The organism is [Empedobacter] haloabium, assembly GCA_008011715.2.
In the GTDB taxonomy this organism is placed as follows: Bacteria; Pseudomonadota; Gammaproteobacteria; order Burkholderiales; family Burkholderiaceae_D; genus Rugamonas; species Rugamonas haloabia.
The window spans coordinates 5,163,875-5,180,621 of the sequence record CP136508.1 but is presented as its reverse complement, the minus strand read 5'-3'; the positions used below and the strand labels follow the sequence as shown (position 1 = coordinate 5,180,621).

The following is a 16,747-nucleotide window of genomic DNA, read 5'->3' as shown; positions in this document are numbered from 1 at the left end:
TAGCATACGACCGAGATACGAAAAATCCCGGCCAGGGTACGAACGGGATACGGCCGGCGCTATCCTCCTAAAAACGCACTGCGCACTCGACCCAGCCACTGTTTGTAAGTAAGCCCTTCCGAGCTTGGATCAAAGTAACACCCGACTTGATCAACAAGAATCGTTCTCAAGTCGTTTTCCAGTAGCTCTGCAGCCAGCAGCGCATCAAGCTCCCCCACGCCGGCTGCAATTTGCTCTTTCGGCTCAGATTCAAGGATCGCCTGAAGCGCAGCGGCATCGTCATCAAATTCATCTAGCCAATCCTGATGAAGATAGCAACCAAGCAACTGTTCAAGCACATCTAACTTTTCAAAGGTCATGGTGTTGTTGGGAATCCCGTAAGAATTTTATATCCAGTTGGCATTGACGGATCTCGCACAAGAATTGTTCGAGTTGAATTTACGTCAATTGCACTCGTTGCTCCGCGCGAAACCGAAATACCGACAGGATTCGGAAGTGTGTGGTCAATCCGCAGACGACCTGCTGAGCCATTCAGCCAAGTAGAGATCGCGGTTTGATTCGCGTCCAACGCCTGCGATACCGCATTTTCAGCTATTCCTCGATCATAGTACGACGACGATCCAATAATCCTGGGCTCATTAGCCAAGCGTGTCACTAACGATTGCTCTGTTTGTCCGACATGCTTAAGAATCAAATGGCCACCAGCGGCTTCGTGAGTTTGCAATCCTCCGCCCGGAACAATTTTGCTAAATGGCGCCTGGGCCGCGGCAGCGTTATGCGCCCCACGGCCAATTTGCTGTGTGGAACCGTCGAACTCAATTGCGGCTGGCGCGTAGTTTTTACGCGCACCACTTCCCGATCCATTTTCTATAGCCGATCTTGTGGCAAGTGCGGACATTCTCACGCCAGACGTTGACTGATTAACCAAGGCCTTCCCGAACCCAGTCCCAAGCAGGTAAGACGTCGAGGTCTTATCGGCGGTCCCATCTGTTACGTCTGGGTATCCTCGAGATTGTGACGCATCAGACACTCCCTGGAAAAACCCATTTTTGAAGTTGCCGAAACCCTCCTCAAGATATGATTCAACCTTGCCCCAGAAAGACAAGCGTTGACCTGGCACGTTAACTTGCGCCTCGCTATCCTTGAACTGTGACACGTTCATGTAGATTGTACCGCCTGATTCACCAGATACCGTATCTTCCGCACTTTGCACTGAAGCAGCAACCGATCTTGCCGAAGCAGCCGTCATATCATTGAGCGTTGGGACATCGCTCATCGCATCCCTATCGCCGGTCGACAACGAAGCAAAGCGCGGTGCGCTCTTCAGATCTACGCCAGCTTGTTGCAACTTGCGTTCGGCATCGTTCACGGACGACTTGCTCGACAAGCTGCTCGCGAGCGCATTGCCAAACGCATCGGTAGCGATCAGAGCAACTTCTATTTTGCCGCCCCGGGCCATAGCAGCGCTCATCCCGCGAACGAAGCCGACGGTGGTGTCCTTGCCCAGCTTGTTATCACCGAACCAATTCGCAACTGGATTCGTTCCCTTCAAGTACTCAGCAGCTGCGAATCCAGCGCCCGCGCCCGCTGCCGCTGCCGCAACATTACGCCATTGGAAGTGATCCTGCAGGCCGGTCGCCACGCTAACGGCTTGAGTAGCCATGTTCGATACCGCTGCACGCGCGGCGGCCTGCTTCCACGTGCCATCATTGAAGACATCAGGCACCCAGTCCGCGTTCGGAATCATTTGACCGACATCCGGCATGACTGCGGCTAGCGCAACTGCCTTCCAGCTGAATTTATCCTGCACGCCCATTGCCATCCCGGCCAGCTGACTGGCGATGGATGCGAGCACGGGGCCGCCGAAGGTGTTTGCGACGATCGCAATAGCGATTTGAATGACCTGACCGAAGACGCCACATCCCTTGTTGGCCCTCGGCGGCGGCATTACCGGCGCCGTGTTGCCGATCTGCTCGGTCGGGTTGTACGGCTTGTACGTGTCGTAGTCGCCATGCACCGTGTTCACTCGCGCCGGAATGCGCAGAATGGATCCGGCTTCCAGCTTGGACTCGGCCGTCAAGGCGTTCGCGTCGGCGATCAGGTACCACAGGTTCGCGTCGCCCCAGATGGTCTGGGCGATGCTTTGTAACGTCTCGTTAGCACTCTGCACGCTGTAGCTGCTTGGCGGTGCCGACAGCGAGGCGTTCGTCAGCGGCATGTAGTTGGACCCGAGGATATTGTCCGCACTGCCGTTTTCCTCGCCCAGCACATTGCCGTTGACGATCAGGTTGAAGTGCGGGACGGTACCCGTCGGCGTCTTGGTGCCGTCGGGCATATAGGCCTGCACGTGGCCTTCGGCGTCGTACCACAAGCGGTTGCGCAAGGTGCCGGTCTTGCTGTCGAAGATCTTGATGCGGTTGCCGTTGACGTCGTACTCGCTGGTCACTTCGGAATTGTCCTTGGCCAGCGTGGTCTTGAACTCCTTGTACGAATCGCGGTACGAGTATTCGATGCGGTAGATGCCCTTGTCGCCCTTGACGGGCACCGTGTCGTAGCCGGTCAGGTTGCCCATTGCGTCGTAATTGGTGCCGAACCAGGTGTCGCTGATCGTGTCCAGGTTGGCGTTGAGGTTCTTCTGGCGCGTCGTGCGGCCGAACGCATTGTAGGTGTACACCTGCTGGGCCACGTCGATGCCCAATGCCTTGAGTACGTCGGCAACGCCGCGGGCGCCTTTGTTCACCAGGCCGGACTGGCTGATGCGGCTGCCGGCGTCGTAGTGGCGCTCGTCGATCAGCAGGCCGTCGCGCAAAATCTGGCTCAGGCGCCCGGCCCGGTCGTAACGGTAGGTCTCGGTCGTGACAGAGTTCTTTTGATAACTGTAGCTGCCGAAAGACGTGATGACGCTGGTGCCGTTGTATGTGTCGGTTTCACGGTTGCCTGCCTTGTCGTAAGTGATCTCATGACCGCTGCCGCGGACGGCGTGGCCGGTTTTCTCGTCGCCGACCCAGTCGCCGTTGACGATCGTCTGGCGGTTCATCGCGTCGAATGCGTTGAACCGGGTGATCGGCTCGCCGTTGTCGTAGCGGCTGACGATTTTGACGCGGTTACCGTTGGCGTCGTAGCTGTAGGTCAGGTCGATCTTGTCATCCAGGACGCCGACGAGACGGTTCTGCGCATCGTAGCGCAGCGTGTTGTTCTGCAGTTGGGGCGGCGCGTCCTCCTCGTTGCCCAGGTAGACCTGCCGTTCGCGCACGCGGTTGCCGTTGGCGTCGTAGGCGTAGTGCGTCGTCAGCATCGTGGCCGCGTCTTCGATGCGGGTCAAGTTCGCGCCGGTGAACGTGTAGTATAACTTTTGACCCCGTTCCGAGACCTGAGACACCAAGCGCCCGGCCTGGTCATAGCTATAGCCCGTCCGCTTGTTCTCCATGTCGAAGCTGGCCGTCATGCGGCCTTTCGCGTACTCCCACTTCATCGATTTGTTGTTGGCGTCCTTGCTGGCGATCTTGTGGTTTTCGCTGTCGTAAGCGAACACCGTGCGCCCGTATAAGCGGCCATTGCGCAGGTCGACCGTGGCCGTCGAGATCACGTTGCCGTTGGCGTCGTATTCCTGTTGCGTGCCGGTGTTGTCGCTGTTGATGCTGCGGATCACGCGGCCCAGTTCGTCGTATTCGCGACGCTGGACCAAACTCCGAGAGCCAACGGGCTTGGAGGGTAACGGGCCATAGCCATCGTCGACCGCTTCGTACACATCCACCTGCTCGGTTTGCGTCGTCAGCAGATGGCCCAGGTAGTCGTATCGGTATGTCGTCAGTACCCCGGGAATTGGGTAATCCCAGAACGTCGTGCCCGGCTGGCGCACCGTCAGGCGATTACCGAACAGGTTGTAGCTGCTCTCGACAATGCCACCGTCGGCATGATACTCGCGCCAGGCATTTCCTTCGCTATCGTAGGTTGTCGTGTTCTTGTTGCCGTTGTAGTCCACCTGCGCGGCCACGCGGCCCAGGGCGTCGTAGCGGGTATTGGCGCTCGCAGGCTCCTTGCCAGGAGCAGGGCGCTGCGTCTGGCCGATCAGCTGGTTCTCGTGGTTGTACCGGTACGTGACACGGTAGTTCGTGTTGCGCTGGTCCGCCATCGCAATGACGTTGCCCCAGCGGTCCACCGTGATCAGGTTATTGCCAGCCAGCGCCACATTGGCTTGCTGCGCCGTGGTTGTGCTCGCTGTCGGCTCGCCCAGGTACATCGTGCGGACCTTCGCCGCCACCGAGCGGTCCAGCGCCGTCACGGCAGAGCGGGTAGCGTCTTCCTCGGCTTTGGCCAGCGCCGCCACCTGGTTCAGGGCGGCACCGAGCTTGGCCGCGAAGCCCAGCTGCGCGGCCTGCTGCAGGCGGTCGGTGCCGTTGTAGCCCAGTACCGCGTCGATGATGGCGCACGCCACCTGGCCGCGCGTGCGTGCCGGCAGCATGGCCGTGAACTGGGCCAGTTCCTCGCCTGTCGCGGGACGGCCAATCGCCAGCTCGTAGAGCTTCGCCACGAAGGCGCTGTCGCTCATGCTGGCCGGGTACAGGCGCTGCGCTTCCACGTCGTCGAGGATCAGCTGCGCGACGACCGCCATCGTGTTGGCGGACTCGGCGCGCATCATGCGGGCATAGGAGTTCAGGCCGCCGATGTCCGGTGTGCGGTTCAGCAGCGTGACGTACAGGCGTGTCAGTTGCGTGATGCGCTGGGCATCCGGGGATGCAGCAAGGGCAGCCGCAGCCGTGGCGTTGAGCTTTGCGGCCTTTTCCCGGCCGGCTTCGGCACCGGCGTCGATCACCGCGTCGACCATGCTATTGGCTACCGGTGCCGCGGCCAGTTGCCTGAGCCATGCGCCAGAACGATCGTTGACGGTGCGCGTATCACCATTGTTCTGGTCCGCGACACTGATCACGAAGCGAGCGGACAGTTCGGCGCGGCCCAACTGGGCCAATTCGCCAATGTAGTTGTTCAGCCCGGAATCGTCGGGGACGCGTGAGAATGCCAGGTTGTACAGCTGTCGTACGAACGCTTCATTGGTCAGCGTCGAAGGATACAAGCTGGCGCCTTCTCCTTTCAGCAGCGTGGCCGCGATGTCGGTCAGGCTTGTCCCGGACGCGATGCGCTCCTGGGCGAGATACAGCTCCGGCAACGTTGGCCCACGGTTCAGCAGTGTGAAGTACAACTGCGTGATGCGCTGGGCCTGGACGTTGGTGGTCGTGCTGGCGCGTAACATCGCCGGCAGCTTTGCGGCTGCGGTGGCATAGGCGCTGTTTGCTTTACGCACGGCGTCGCCGAGGGCTGCAACGGCCTGATATCTGTCCAGCGTATTTTTCGTTTCCTGGTATTTTTCAGCGGCCTTCTTGTAGTCACCGTCCTTGTCGTTAAAATTCTTTCGTGCATCCGCGGCAGCGATGTACTTCTCATCGGCTGTAATCACTTTCGGGTGGGCGTTGAACAGACCGACCATGGTCAGGCCCAAGTTATATGCAAAATCCCTCGCATCGGTCGCGGCGGCTAACGTCGGGGGATTTGTTCCTAAATTGGTCTTGGCCGTCGCCACCTCGCTTTCGGCCTTTAGCTTCTCTGCGTCTGCGTTGGCTTTTGTCTGGATGTCCTTGCTAGACTTCTCGTCCAAGCTGGCAGTGATATCGTTAAATGTGCGAGTCCAGTAGCTTTTTCCAATGACAATCAATTGTTCGGCGACGGCCCTGCGCCCCTCCGCCGCTACTTTTGCTACGTACCGTCTAACGTCCTGTTCGCTTGGGTTAGTACGGCCTACCGCCTTCCTATAAAGCTTTAAAACGAAGTCTCTTGGGTCGGCTGGATAATCGACGTCCAAAAGCTTATCGATCATACCCGGACGCCAATCCTTGTTGGGATCAACCACCCAGAACATCACACCTTCGTAGTCTGCCTTGTTCGTAACATAGTCATACGTTGCGCCATTTCTTTCGAATCCACGCAGAGCGGCATAAATTTCGATCAGATCTTTTTTACGCGTCGCTTTGCCATTACGCCACTGCATGCCATAGGTATTCCCCCACTCGGCATCTTTTATATTTTTGTCAGCGGTTGCTACGGCTTGGTTCGCCCTGTCCAGCTCCTTAATCCATGACTGCGTCGTGGCAGCGGCACGGTAGCGGTCGGTGGCGGTCGTCTTCAGGTCCAGCAGGAAACCGGCGACCGTGTCATCAATAGTCTTCTTGCCGAGCAGTTGGTCAGGTAACCCGTCAGAATAGTTGAAGAAGTCCCTGACCATGTACAGCGCAGCGTACGCACGGCTATTCTGAACAATCATGTTGCTGTAGGACGAGATATCCCCTTCGGTAGGGGGGCGACCCAATACGGTACCGTACAGCTGGCGTACAAAGTCGGCATTGCTACTATTGTCCGGGAAGTATCTCTTACCTTCCGCACTCTCAATGATGGTTTTCGCGATCTGCACTTCGGTCATGGGCAGATAGTTGGTCGTATCATCCAGTGTGGGACCAACGCCAGCGGCGCGCTTGAGCAGCGTCGCGTACATGCGCACCACCAGCAGGCGCTTGCTTCCCGTGGCATCACCGGCGCTGTATGCACTCTCCAGCGCGCTGGCGGCCGCGCTAGCAGCCTGTGCACGTGCCTGGTCGGCATCGTCCGCGGTTTTCTTCAATGCTGCCAACGGTGCAGCGAGTTCCTCCATCTTTCGTTTCGATGAGTCAAGCAATTCCTTGATACGGCTCACTTCCGCCGCCGTGTTCTCATCGAGCTTGACGAATGCGTCGGCCACACGCTGCAGCAACTGCGCGCGAGCGGTGAGGAACTCCACGCTCACCGGCGCGCTGCCTTTGACCGTGTAGTTGATGACGTGGTTGACGATATCCAGCGCAACCTTCTCGCGTGACTGCGTGGACAAGCGGCCGGTCCATTCGTTGCGCTCGGCGCTCCCGATCAGTCCTGCACTGCCCAGTGCTTTCTCGACGACCCGATCGACAAACGCGGCGTTACCCAAGCTCGTCGGGAAGATCTCCAGGCCTTCCTTGTTCACGAAGAAGCTCTGGATGACCTGCTCGGACGTCGTCGTGTTGTCGGTATAGTACTGAACACCCACGACATCCGGCGGGTTGGACGCTGAACGTCCCAGCAATGCCACATACAGCTGGGTGAGTTGCAGGCGTCGCACTGCCGCTGGGTTGTTCTTCATGGTCTCGGCAATTGCAACGGCACTGACATTCGCCCCGGCAGCTTCGCTCAGCGCATCGGCCAACTGAACGGCACTCGTCGCCGCACCGCGCAACTGGTCCAGTTTCGCTGTGATGGCATCCTGCGAGCCGCTGTACGCGCTGTTCAGCGCGACCGACATATCGGTCGCCGTGACCAGCGACAGGACGGTACGCGCAATCGCGGGACTGACGAGGGAAAGCGACTGCGTGGTCGACAGGCCTACCGCCGTGCGGTTGTCGAGCAGCGCCTTGGCTTTCGCATCGTCCCCGTCCAGGTCGGGCGTCTGCAGCATGCCGGTGGCAATGTCATACGCTACCTGGGCAGGGGAAGCGCCGGCTTGCAGGCGCTTGACGAAACCGTCCATCTCCGCCTGGATGCGGGGACCCTGCGTGACACTCCCGAGAGCGTTGCGGTACAGCGCTGCGACGAACGTTCGGTTGTCCATCCGGGTCCAGTCACCCAGGAAGCCTTTCGCTTCGCTGCTGTTGAGGAACTCCAGCGTCGTTGCGGTCCATCGTTCGCGGCTGTATGGCGCGGTGGACAGGTACGTATCGAAGCCGAGCCGGTCCGGTACCCGGCCAAGAATGGTCGCGTACAACCGCACCAGGCCGCGGCGAGTGTCTTCCATCGGGGTGGCGGCACCGGCGATGCTGGCGGCGGCGCTGGTGGCGCTCGCCACGGCGGCTGCGGCGCCGGCGGCAAGGATCGCCTTCTGCGCCGCCTCCTGGGCCGTCGCGGCCGACGTGATGCCCTTCAGCAGGGCGGAGCTGTCGGCGCCCACCGGCAGGTCGGTACGCAGCGTGACGACGGCGGTATAGGAGACTGATACCTTGTTCGCGAACATGGCACGGTCGGCCAGGCGAGCGCCGTCGCTGCCCTTGTAGCCGCCGATCTGGGCGACCAGCTGTAGCGCGAACTGGGCGCGGCTCAGCGCCCCCGAGTTCAGCTTTGCCAGCCAGTCGTTCAGTTCCGCTTCGGACGGCTGGCGATCGATCGCGGTACGGTAGGCACGGCTGACGAGCTGCCTGTTGTACTGTGTCGCGGTCAGGCCGGCGGATGGATACAGCCAGGCCTGTCCGGCTTCAGGACTTGCCAGCAGCTGCTCCGCGACATGCTCGAGGGTTGCACCCTTGGTCAGTGCATCGGTCCAGAAACCCAGGCCAGCCAAGTCCGGCGCGCGGCCGAACAGCGCGATATAGAGCTCGATCAGGCGCGTGTTGGAACGCTCCAGTGCACCCAGCTCGTTGCCCTTAGCCAGGGCGCCAGCGAGGTCGGTAGTCGCCAGCTCCAGCACCTTGGCGGCGCTGGCCGCGTCATTGCCATGTTGTTGGAAGACGAAGTTGTGCAGTGCGGCCACGCGGTCGTTCAGCACCTTGCCCGAGCCGTCCTTGTCGGCACTGACGCTGGCCAGCAGATCGGCCAGGGCCAGGCCACGCTGGTCGAACGCAACGCTGCCGTCCGCCACCGTCGCCGTCGTGTAGCGTTGCGCCCAGCGTGCGAGTTGTTCCGGCGTGGCCGTCGAGCCGAATGCCTGGAAAATCTGGGCCATGATCTGGTCGGGCGTGCCGGTCAGCCGTTGGCGTACCTCATCGCTCGCCAGTTGCGACGCGAACAGCGCGGCCATGCCGAGACCGTCGCGGTTGGCAGCCTCCAGCCACCAGTTCAAACCGTCCAGGTCGGGTGCACGGCCGAACAGCATCAGGTACAGCGCGATGACCTGGCGCTCCCTGGCCGGGTCGGCGGGGTGCGCGATGCGCAATTGGCCGCCGGAGCGAGCGAATCGAAGTTCGCCCGGTGGGGTGACCATGATCTCGTATTCGTAGTCGCCCGCCGGCAGGTTGCCGGTATCGAACACCACCGTTCCGTCGAGGACACGGATGCGCACGTCCGGCGCCTCGCTCCAGGCCGCGCCAGGAAGGCGGTAACGCACCCCCAGCTTGAGGCCCGCGTCGTCGCTGCCGCCGCCGATGACCAGGAGGCTGTCCGTCATGCTTTCGTCGCGCCCGAGCACCTTGCGCACCCACTTCTCGTTCTGGCGCACCAGCACGGTCGCGTGGCTGTCCGGTGCCAGGCGGCTGTCCACCAGGTGGTTCAGCAAGTCGTAGCGATTTTCCGTGCGCAGCACGGCGTCTTTCGCCAATACTTCGTTCGCATTGTCCAGCGACTGGAACTCGTCGGGCGTATCGCTCGTGCTCTGGATCACGGCGGTCGCGTTGCCCTGTACGTCATACAGGCGTACGGTGTGGACGTTCTTGTCGTTGTTGGTCAGCCAGATGTTGCCGGCCTGGTCGTACTCGCTGTAGATCTTTGTGTCCGGCATCCCGTCCAGATAAGTCGACGTCATTTCGCCGAAGGCGTTATATTCGTTGACGCGCTTGTTCGAGGGACCGGTGACGTTGTCGATCAGGTTGACCAGCCCTGGCGTCAGGACCGACGTGACGCGGCCCAGCAAGTCGTAGCCCATGACCTGGAACGACGTCGACTTCGCACCCGTTACGCTGGTCACGGCGCGCCACTGCTTGACCACGCGTCCGTAGACGTCGTACGACATCTTCGTGCTCTGGCGGCCGGTCGCGAACTGTTCGGCGTCCAGCGTCTCCAGCGCGCGGCCCCAGTTATCGTAGCGTGTGGCGGTGATGCGGTTCGCCGGATTCAGCCGCATGGCTTCGGACGCGCCATCCTTGGTGGATTCGGGCGCGCTGTCCGCATAGTCGATGCGCATCACCACGTTGCCGAGAACGTCGACCTTGAACTCGGTCAGCCTGGTGCCGAGCGAGCCGATATCGCCGTTGGCGCTGGCCTGTTTGTGTGCAACTGCGATCGTATGCCCGAGCTTGTCGAAGTAGGTCAGCGTCTGGCCGCCCACCGCATCGATAACGCTGATCTGGTTGCCGATCGCATCGTAGTCGAATTGCGTCGTCAGGCTGCCATGTTCGACGAGATTGGCGTCCTTGCTGCTGTCCGCGTAGGTAACGTTCAGCTTGATCTCACTGGTCTTGCGGTTCAATGCGTCGTACTTGTAGGCCACATGGCGATCTTGCTCCGATGTCGCATAACCGTCGTAGGTCGTATCAGTCCACGTGCCGAACTCGTTGGCGTACTCCAGCCGCTCCTGCAGGTTGCCGGCGGCGTCGTAGGCATAGGTCGTCAGGTAGCCGCGGCGCTGCCCCGCGACGTCGGACAACGCGGCGATCTGCGCGCTCTTCTCGCCACGCACGGTGTAGTAGAAGCGCGTTACCGCCGCTTGCGTCACTGGCGTGCCGTCGCTGAGCGCGCCAAATACGGACTGGCGGAACACTTCGCCGAACGCGTTGTATTCGTTGATGGTGGTGCGGCCGGCGCTGAGGTAGGGGTTTCCAGTCGTGCTGTGGCGGTCGTAGACTGCCACGATGTGCTCGGACGTGCGGGTCTTGCGGCCCCCCGCATCGTAGCCGTAGCTGATCGTGCGATCCTTGGCGCCGTCGCGCTGCAGCAGCGACTCCACGCCGCTGTCCGAAATTGTCGCCAGGTCGGCGTCACTGGACTGGAGGGTGTTGGCGTAGCGGGTCATGGTACTGACCTGGCCGAAGTTGTCGTAGCGGTAGGCGGTCACGAATTTTTTCGCGTCCACCTCGAAGCGTACATGGCCGGCCTTGTCGTACACCTTGTAGCTGGTGTTGCCGCCGACATCGACGTTGGAGACGGCGTTGCCCAGCGCGTCATAGCGCACAGTAACCGTGCGCGCGCCGGACAGCGATTCCGTTACCGTGTGTTCTCCTGTCGCAGGGCGGGTGTCCTTGACTTCGTCATAGACCGAAACCGCCGGCAAGACGGTCTGGATCTGGCGCCCGACGGCATCGTAGCGGTACTCGGTGCTGCGCTCCTTGCCGGCGATGCCGGCCGCCTCGGTGCGGCGCACCAGGTTGCCCAGCACGTCGTATTCCATCTTCGTCACCAGGGCTTGCGTCTGCTGCATGCCCCAGTCGCCGACGCGGGCGGCCAGCCCATCGGCAAGGGTGTTGAACTCCGGGCTGGTTTCCTTGACCAGCCGGCCTGCGGCGTCGTATTCGTACGTCCAGGACGCGCCCAGTTTATTGGTGAAGCTGCTCTTGCGGCCCAGGCCATCGTATGTGTAGCGCTCGGTGTTGCCCAGTGCGTCCGTGACGGTGGCCAGGTTGCCGCCGGCATCGTAGTCGTAGGTGGTTGCACGAGTGCGGGAGTCGCCCAGCTGCGCCGACCTGGCCTGCTCGCCAGCCGTGCGAATCTGGGCATCGGTCGGATTGGATGGCATCGTCACGGCGACCGGGAAGGCCAGCTCGCGTACCACGCGACCGGCCGAGTCGTAGTCCTTGCCGGTCATGTAGCCCAGCGCATCGATCGCGTGACGCAGACGGCCGTCGGGATAATAGGCGAAGTACTGGATGCGGTCGTTCACATCGCGGTATCGCGTCATCAGCGTCGCCAGACTGGCCGCACTGGTCAGACTGTTGATGGTGGCGCTCGGCAGTTTCGTCGCGTAGGCGATCGACACGGTCACATTGCCGTTGCCGTCATAGCGGCGGAACGTTACCGCACCTTCGGCATCGATGACGAAGGAGGGATGGTTGTTCTTGTCGTAGAAAGTGCGGGTGACGCGGTCCATCGAGGTGCTTGCCGGCTTGAAGTCCATGCCAAGCTTGCCGGTCCCGGATACGGGAGTGAAGAACCGCGTCGAACTGATTACGTTGCCGCGCGCATCGTATTCGAGGCGGACAGCCGATCCCGCCGCGTCCACGGTCGCCACCAGCCGGCTGCCGGCGTCGTAGCTGTAGCGCGTCAGGCGGTCGCGTTCGTCGATCGAGCCCTTGAGCGAGCTTGCCAACGTGACGTTCGTCAGCGGCACGGCGTGTTCTCGCACGCTCAGCAAGTTGCCGGCGGTGTCGTACTCGCGCGTGGTCAACGCCCATTCGCCGGCCACACCGAGCGATTTCGCACTCGCGATGACCCGGCCCATGGCGTCGAATCTGTTGATCGTGACGGCGTCATTGGCACTGCTGGCCAACGCGGTGATCTGCGCCGCCGTCGGCATGGCGCTCTTGAGCGGCGTAGCCCGTTCGATACGTTGCTGTACCAATCCGGCGCCATTGTAGATGTTCTGCGCGATTGCCCACTCGCGCTCGCCGTCCACGCCGCGCTGCGCGGTCGCGGTGGCGACGATGCGGCTGCCGGTATCGTAGATGTACACGACCGTGCTGTTGCTGGCGCGGTTCGCCTCGGTGGCGCGCGCCGGATCGGCAATCCAGGCCGTGATGGCGTCGTCGGGCGGCGTCAGGTCGGCGCTGGAGAATGGCGTCGCGAAGCTGGTGCGCTGTATCAGCCGGCCGGCCTTGTCGTAGCTCTGGCTCGTCACGGTCCACTGGTTGCTGACTCCTGCGGTCTGGAACGTCAGCGTGGCGGCCAGGCGGCCGTTCTTGTCGTAGACGAAGCGCTGACGTGCGTCGTCGGCGGCGATGCTCAGCGTCTTGCCGCTCAGGGCAGTCTGGATGTCGGCGACAGTGGGCGTGCTGTCGAACGGCTTGGCATACGTTACCTGCTCGACGATGCGGCCCTCGGCATCGTAGCTGAGGGCCGTCAGGGTACCAGCGGCACTGACGGTGGCACGAGTGCGGCCGGCGCTGTCGTATAGCGTTTGCGCGACGGCGTTGTTGGCAGTGCCGTAGCGGGCGACCTTGTCGGCTTGGCCAAAGGCGTTGTACCCGGTGACGGTGCGGTATCCCATCGGATCGGTGGCACCGATGCGCAGGCCGCGCACGTCGTAGGTGAACGACTGGGTACGATCGAGGCTGTTGTCGGCCAGGGCGAGCAGTGCCGCCACATCCATGGCGGCGCTGCCCGACTTGCCATATTGCCTGATGGTCGCGACGGTGTCGCGTGCGCTGTAAGTCCGGCCTTCGACGTTGCCGTTGGCATCGACCGCGAGGACCAGGCGGCCGTCGGTATCGTAGTAGGCACGCTGACTGGCCGCGGTCCCGGCCAGTGCCTTGGCCAAGTCGTCCTGCGCACCTGACGTATGCCCACGGGCGCGGATCGCCTCCACGACTTGCGACAGTGGCGTCTGGTATTGCAGCGTGCCCGTCACATCATCGAACGCGTTGTATTCGGTCTTTTGCACCGAGCCGTCCGCATTGGCCGTGTAGACCTTGCGGCCGTCGTTGTCGTAATAGTATTTGGTGTAAAAGGCGGCCCCGCTGGTTGGGAGGGACGCCAGCGTGCCCTCCCTGATCCTATTCCTGTCTGCCCAGGATATGGGCATCACATAGCGGGCTACCTCGATCAGGTCGCCGAACGCGTCGTAGGCATAGCGCTCCCAGTTGCCGGCGGCATCGATGGTGACCGCCAGCCGGTTCTGGTCGTAGAGGTACAGCGTTTGGTTGTTCAGCTGGTCGGTCATGCTGGTGCGGCGGCCGTCGGAATCGTAGGTGTAGCTGATACCGTAGGCCGACCAGATCCGCGCGGCGTCCGCTGCCGTGGACGAGGCGGGCAGGGCGGCCAGCTTGACCGTGCCTTCGGGGCTCAGTTCGGCGATGACGCGGCCCAGCGTATCGTAGCGCCGCGTCGAAATGCGCTCGGTGGTGGTCGGGCTGCTGCGCGCGATGGTCACCTGGCGCCCACGGGCGTCGTAGCCGTAGCGGATTATGTCACCGTTCGCGGCCGTTTCCGTCAACACCTGGTTCATCGCGTTATAGGTGTACAACGTAACGTGGTCGTCCGCGCTGACCTGCGCGCCGAGTTCGCCCAACGTGGCGGCGGTGGGCGTGGCGACGGCGATCGCGTATTGTCGGCGGCCGCTGACATTGCCGGCCGCGTCATACGTGATCTCGGTCAGGTAGTTGGCGGCATCGACGATGCCGACCACTTGGCCTTTGCCATCGTAGAAATTGCGCTGGTGCGCGACAGCATCGTTGGCACCCGGGCGCAACGATGCGAGGGAGCCTGTAGCGCGCAATTCGACCGGTGCCGGCTGCAGCGAAGTGATCGTATCGACCAGGCGGCCGGCGGGATCGTAGACCAGTTCGGTAAGGTAACCGGCACCATCGAGTTTGCCGACGACCTTGCCTGCGTTGTCGTAGAACGTACGGCTGATGCGGTCGTCGTCGGCAGCTTCGTCCGGGTGTGAGGCGGGAATCCGCCCCGCCTCGAGCAACGCGCTATCGATTTGCGTGGCACGGGCGATGGTGCGCACCAGATGGCCCGCGCCATCGTATTCGAAGCGCGTGAGGTAGCGGTTGGCATCGACCGACGCGACCAGCCGGCCGCCGGCGTCGTAGCTGTTCCAGGTGCGCCGATTGGCCGCGACGAGCGTAGTGGGGCGCAGTGTCTCCAGCGATGGGTACAGCAGGGTGCCTGTGCTCCCCAGCAGCAGCGCGGTGTCGACGTCTCCCGCGTAGCGGATTGTGCCGGTCAGCCGTCCGTCATAGTCGTACAGGTACTCGACCATCGACTTGCCGACGATTTCAGCGACCTTGCGGCCGGCCGTGTCGTACAGCATATGTGTGATGTTGTTGCTGCTGTCGCGCGTCGCGCGCAGGCGGCCGCTGGCGTCATAGTCGAACTGCACCGTGCCAGTGTCGCCCGGAAAGTCGCTGGCCGAGGCATACGTCTTGAGCAGCGCGCCCGAGGCGTCGTAAAACTGCTGCAGGTCCAGGTAGGAATTCTCGTCTCCCTTTGCATAGGAGCTGACGGTGACCTGGTTGGCGGCATCGCGGTACGTGGTGACCTTGCGCGTGCCGTCCGCTTCTGTCTGCGTCAGCTGGCGGCCCAGTTCGTCATAGGTGTAGGTCGTCGTGGGATTGCCGTTGACAATGACACTAAGCAGCTGCCCGGCCTGGTCGTAAACGAACCGCCGCACCGTCTGGGTGCCGTCCACGAGACCCTTGCGGCCTTGGAAAGCGCTGTAGGTGGTTGTCGATTCGATGCTGCCGCGGGCATTGTAGCTATACTCGATCCGGCTGGCGACGCTGTTCGGCTCCTCCGCGACGCGCTGTGCCCACGCATCGATGCCCTCGTTCAGGGGCGTGGTACTGGGCAGCATGCGGTTGTAGTCCAGCTCCGCGCCGATTTGCCCAATGGCGTTGTAGCGGTATTCGGTGACCTTGCCCAGTGGCGATACGATGAAGCGGATGCGGCCAGCCGCGTCGTACACATAGTGGCGCGTCATGGCGCCTGCAGCGGACGATGGACCGTCACTGTCCGGGTCCACGTTGGAGTAGCTCGTTTCGTTGTTCAGGTAATTGAGCGAACTATACTGGCGGCGCACCGTGCGCCCGTCCGCATCGCGTTCGAGCACGCGGTTGCCGTTCGTATCGTACTCGTAAACCGTCGCGAGCCCGGCAGGGCTGACGGTACGGACGACATTGCCTTCGCCATCGTAGAAGAACGAGGTAACCTGCTCGGTTCCGGCGACGGATCGGGTCACGGTGGTGAGCTGGTTGCGATCATCATAGGCGTAGGTGACGCGATTGCCGCCGGGCTCCGTCACGGTCGTGCGGCCTGGTGTGGCGTAGTCGAAGCGGGTGATACGACCCATTTCGTCGGTAAAGCTGGCGACGCGGCCCAGGTCGTCGTAGATGAAGTTCAGCGTGGTGTTGTCGCTTTGCCGAACCTGCTTCAGGCGGCTGCTGGTGTCCCAATACTGGTAGCTGGTGCGGTACACCTGACCATCCGCGATCGAGCCGTCCTGCGGGCTCATGTCGATGACGACGGCCGCCAAGCGGTTCTGCGCGTCGTATTCGTAATAGGTCCGTACCTCTTCCTGCCCGTTGGCAGGTTTCGTGCGAATCTTCACGAGGTTGCCGTTGGCATACTCATAGCGGCTCACATCTCCGGTCTGGTCCGTGACGGTCTCGAGTTGGCCGGCCCCGTTGTAGGTGTACTTGATACTGTCCTGCTGTTTTTCGCCCGTGGCGATAATGCGCCCGGCCAGGTCATAGCGCTCGTAGACGCCGTTGCGGTCGCGCCGGTCACCCAGCCAGGTCCAGCCGGTGGCATCGCCCAGCAGCGTATCGTGGGCGCCGTCGCCATCGGTGCTGCGGTAGACCTTGGCCGCCGCGTCATAGGTATACAGCTGGCTGCTACCATCGCTGTCGATGCGGGTAACGGTACTGCCGGCCTTGTTGAGGGTGCCCGTCAGGCTCTCGATACGCTTGGCGGGACCAGTCATCCAGTTGCTGCCGGCGCCGGTACTAAGATTGCCTTGGGAGTTGTAGGTACGCGTTAGCGCAACGTCCACGCCCAACGACACCAGCCATTCGTCGCGGTCGTTGATGACGAGGTTGCCATTGGCGGCGTTGACGTACACCGCTTCTTTGGTGGCCCCATGGGTGCTGTTTCCAAACAATCCTGCCGAGCCCAGCGTGCCTGCCGAGCTGTTCTGCACACCCAAACCGTTCCCACCAACAATCGCAACCATTCTTCACTACTCCGTTTGATATACATTCCGGCCCGTATGAGCCTCTCTGGGAATGTATCCATAGGAATTGCAAAAAGTTTAGTCTTTTTAAGATTATTTTTT

General features: G+C 61.8%; 2 protein-coding genes. Both read right to left on the bottom strand.

Features of this window, described 5'->3' with window-relative positions:
* Positions 1-59 precede the first annotated feature (59 nt).
* Positions 60-359 carry a contact-dependent growth inhibition system immunity protein gene (locus E7V67_022370; protein ID WUR12421.1) on the bottom strand — a complete coding sequence of 100 codons (300 nt, stop codon included), beginning with the start codon at positions 357-359 and terminating at the stop codon, positions 60-62.
* Positions 356-16,645 (bottom strand): DUF4214 domain-containing protein, encoded by a 16,290-nt coding sequence (locus tag E7V67_022365; GenBank protein ID WUR12420.1) that lies wholly within the window; start codon positions 16,643-16,645, stop codon positions 356-358. The genes E7V67_022370 and E7V67_022365 overlap by 4 nt, the downstream gene beginning before the upstream one ends.
* Positions 16,646-16,747 lie beyond the last annotated feature (102 nt).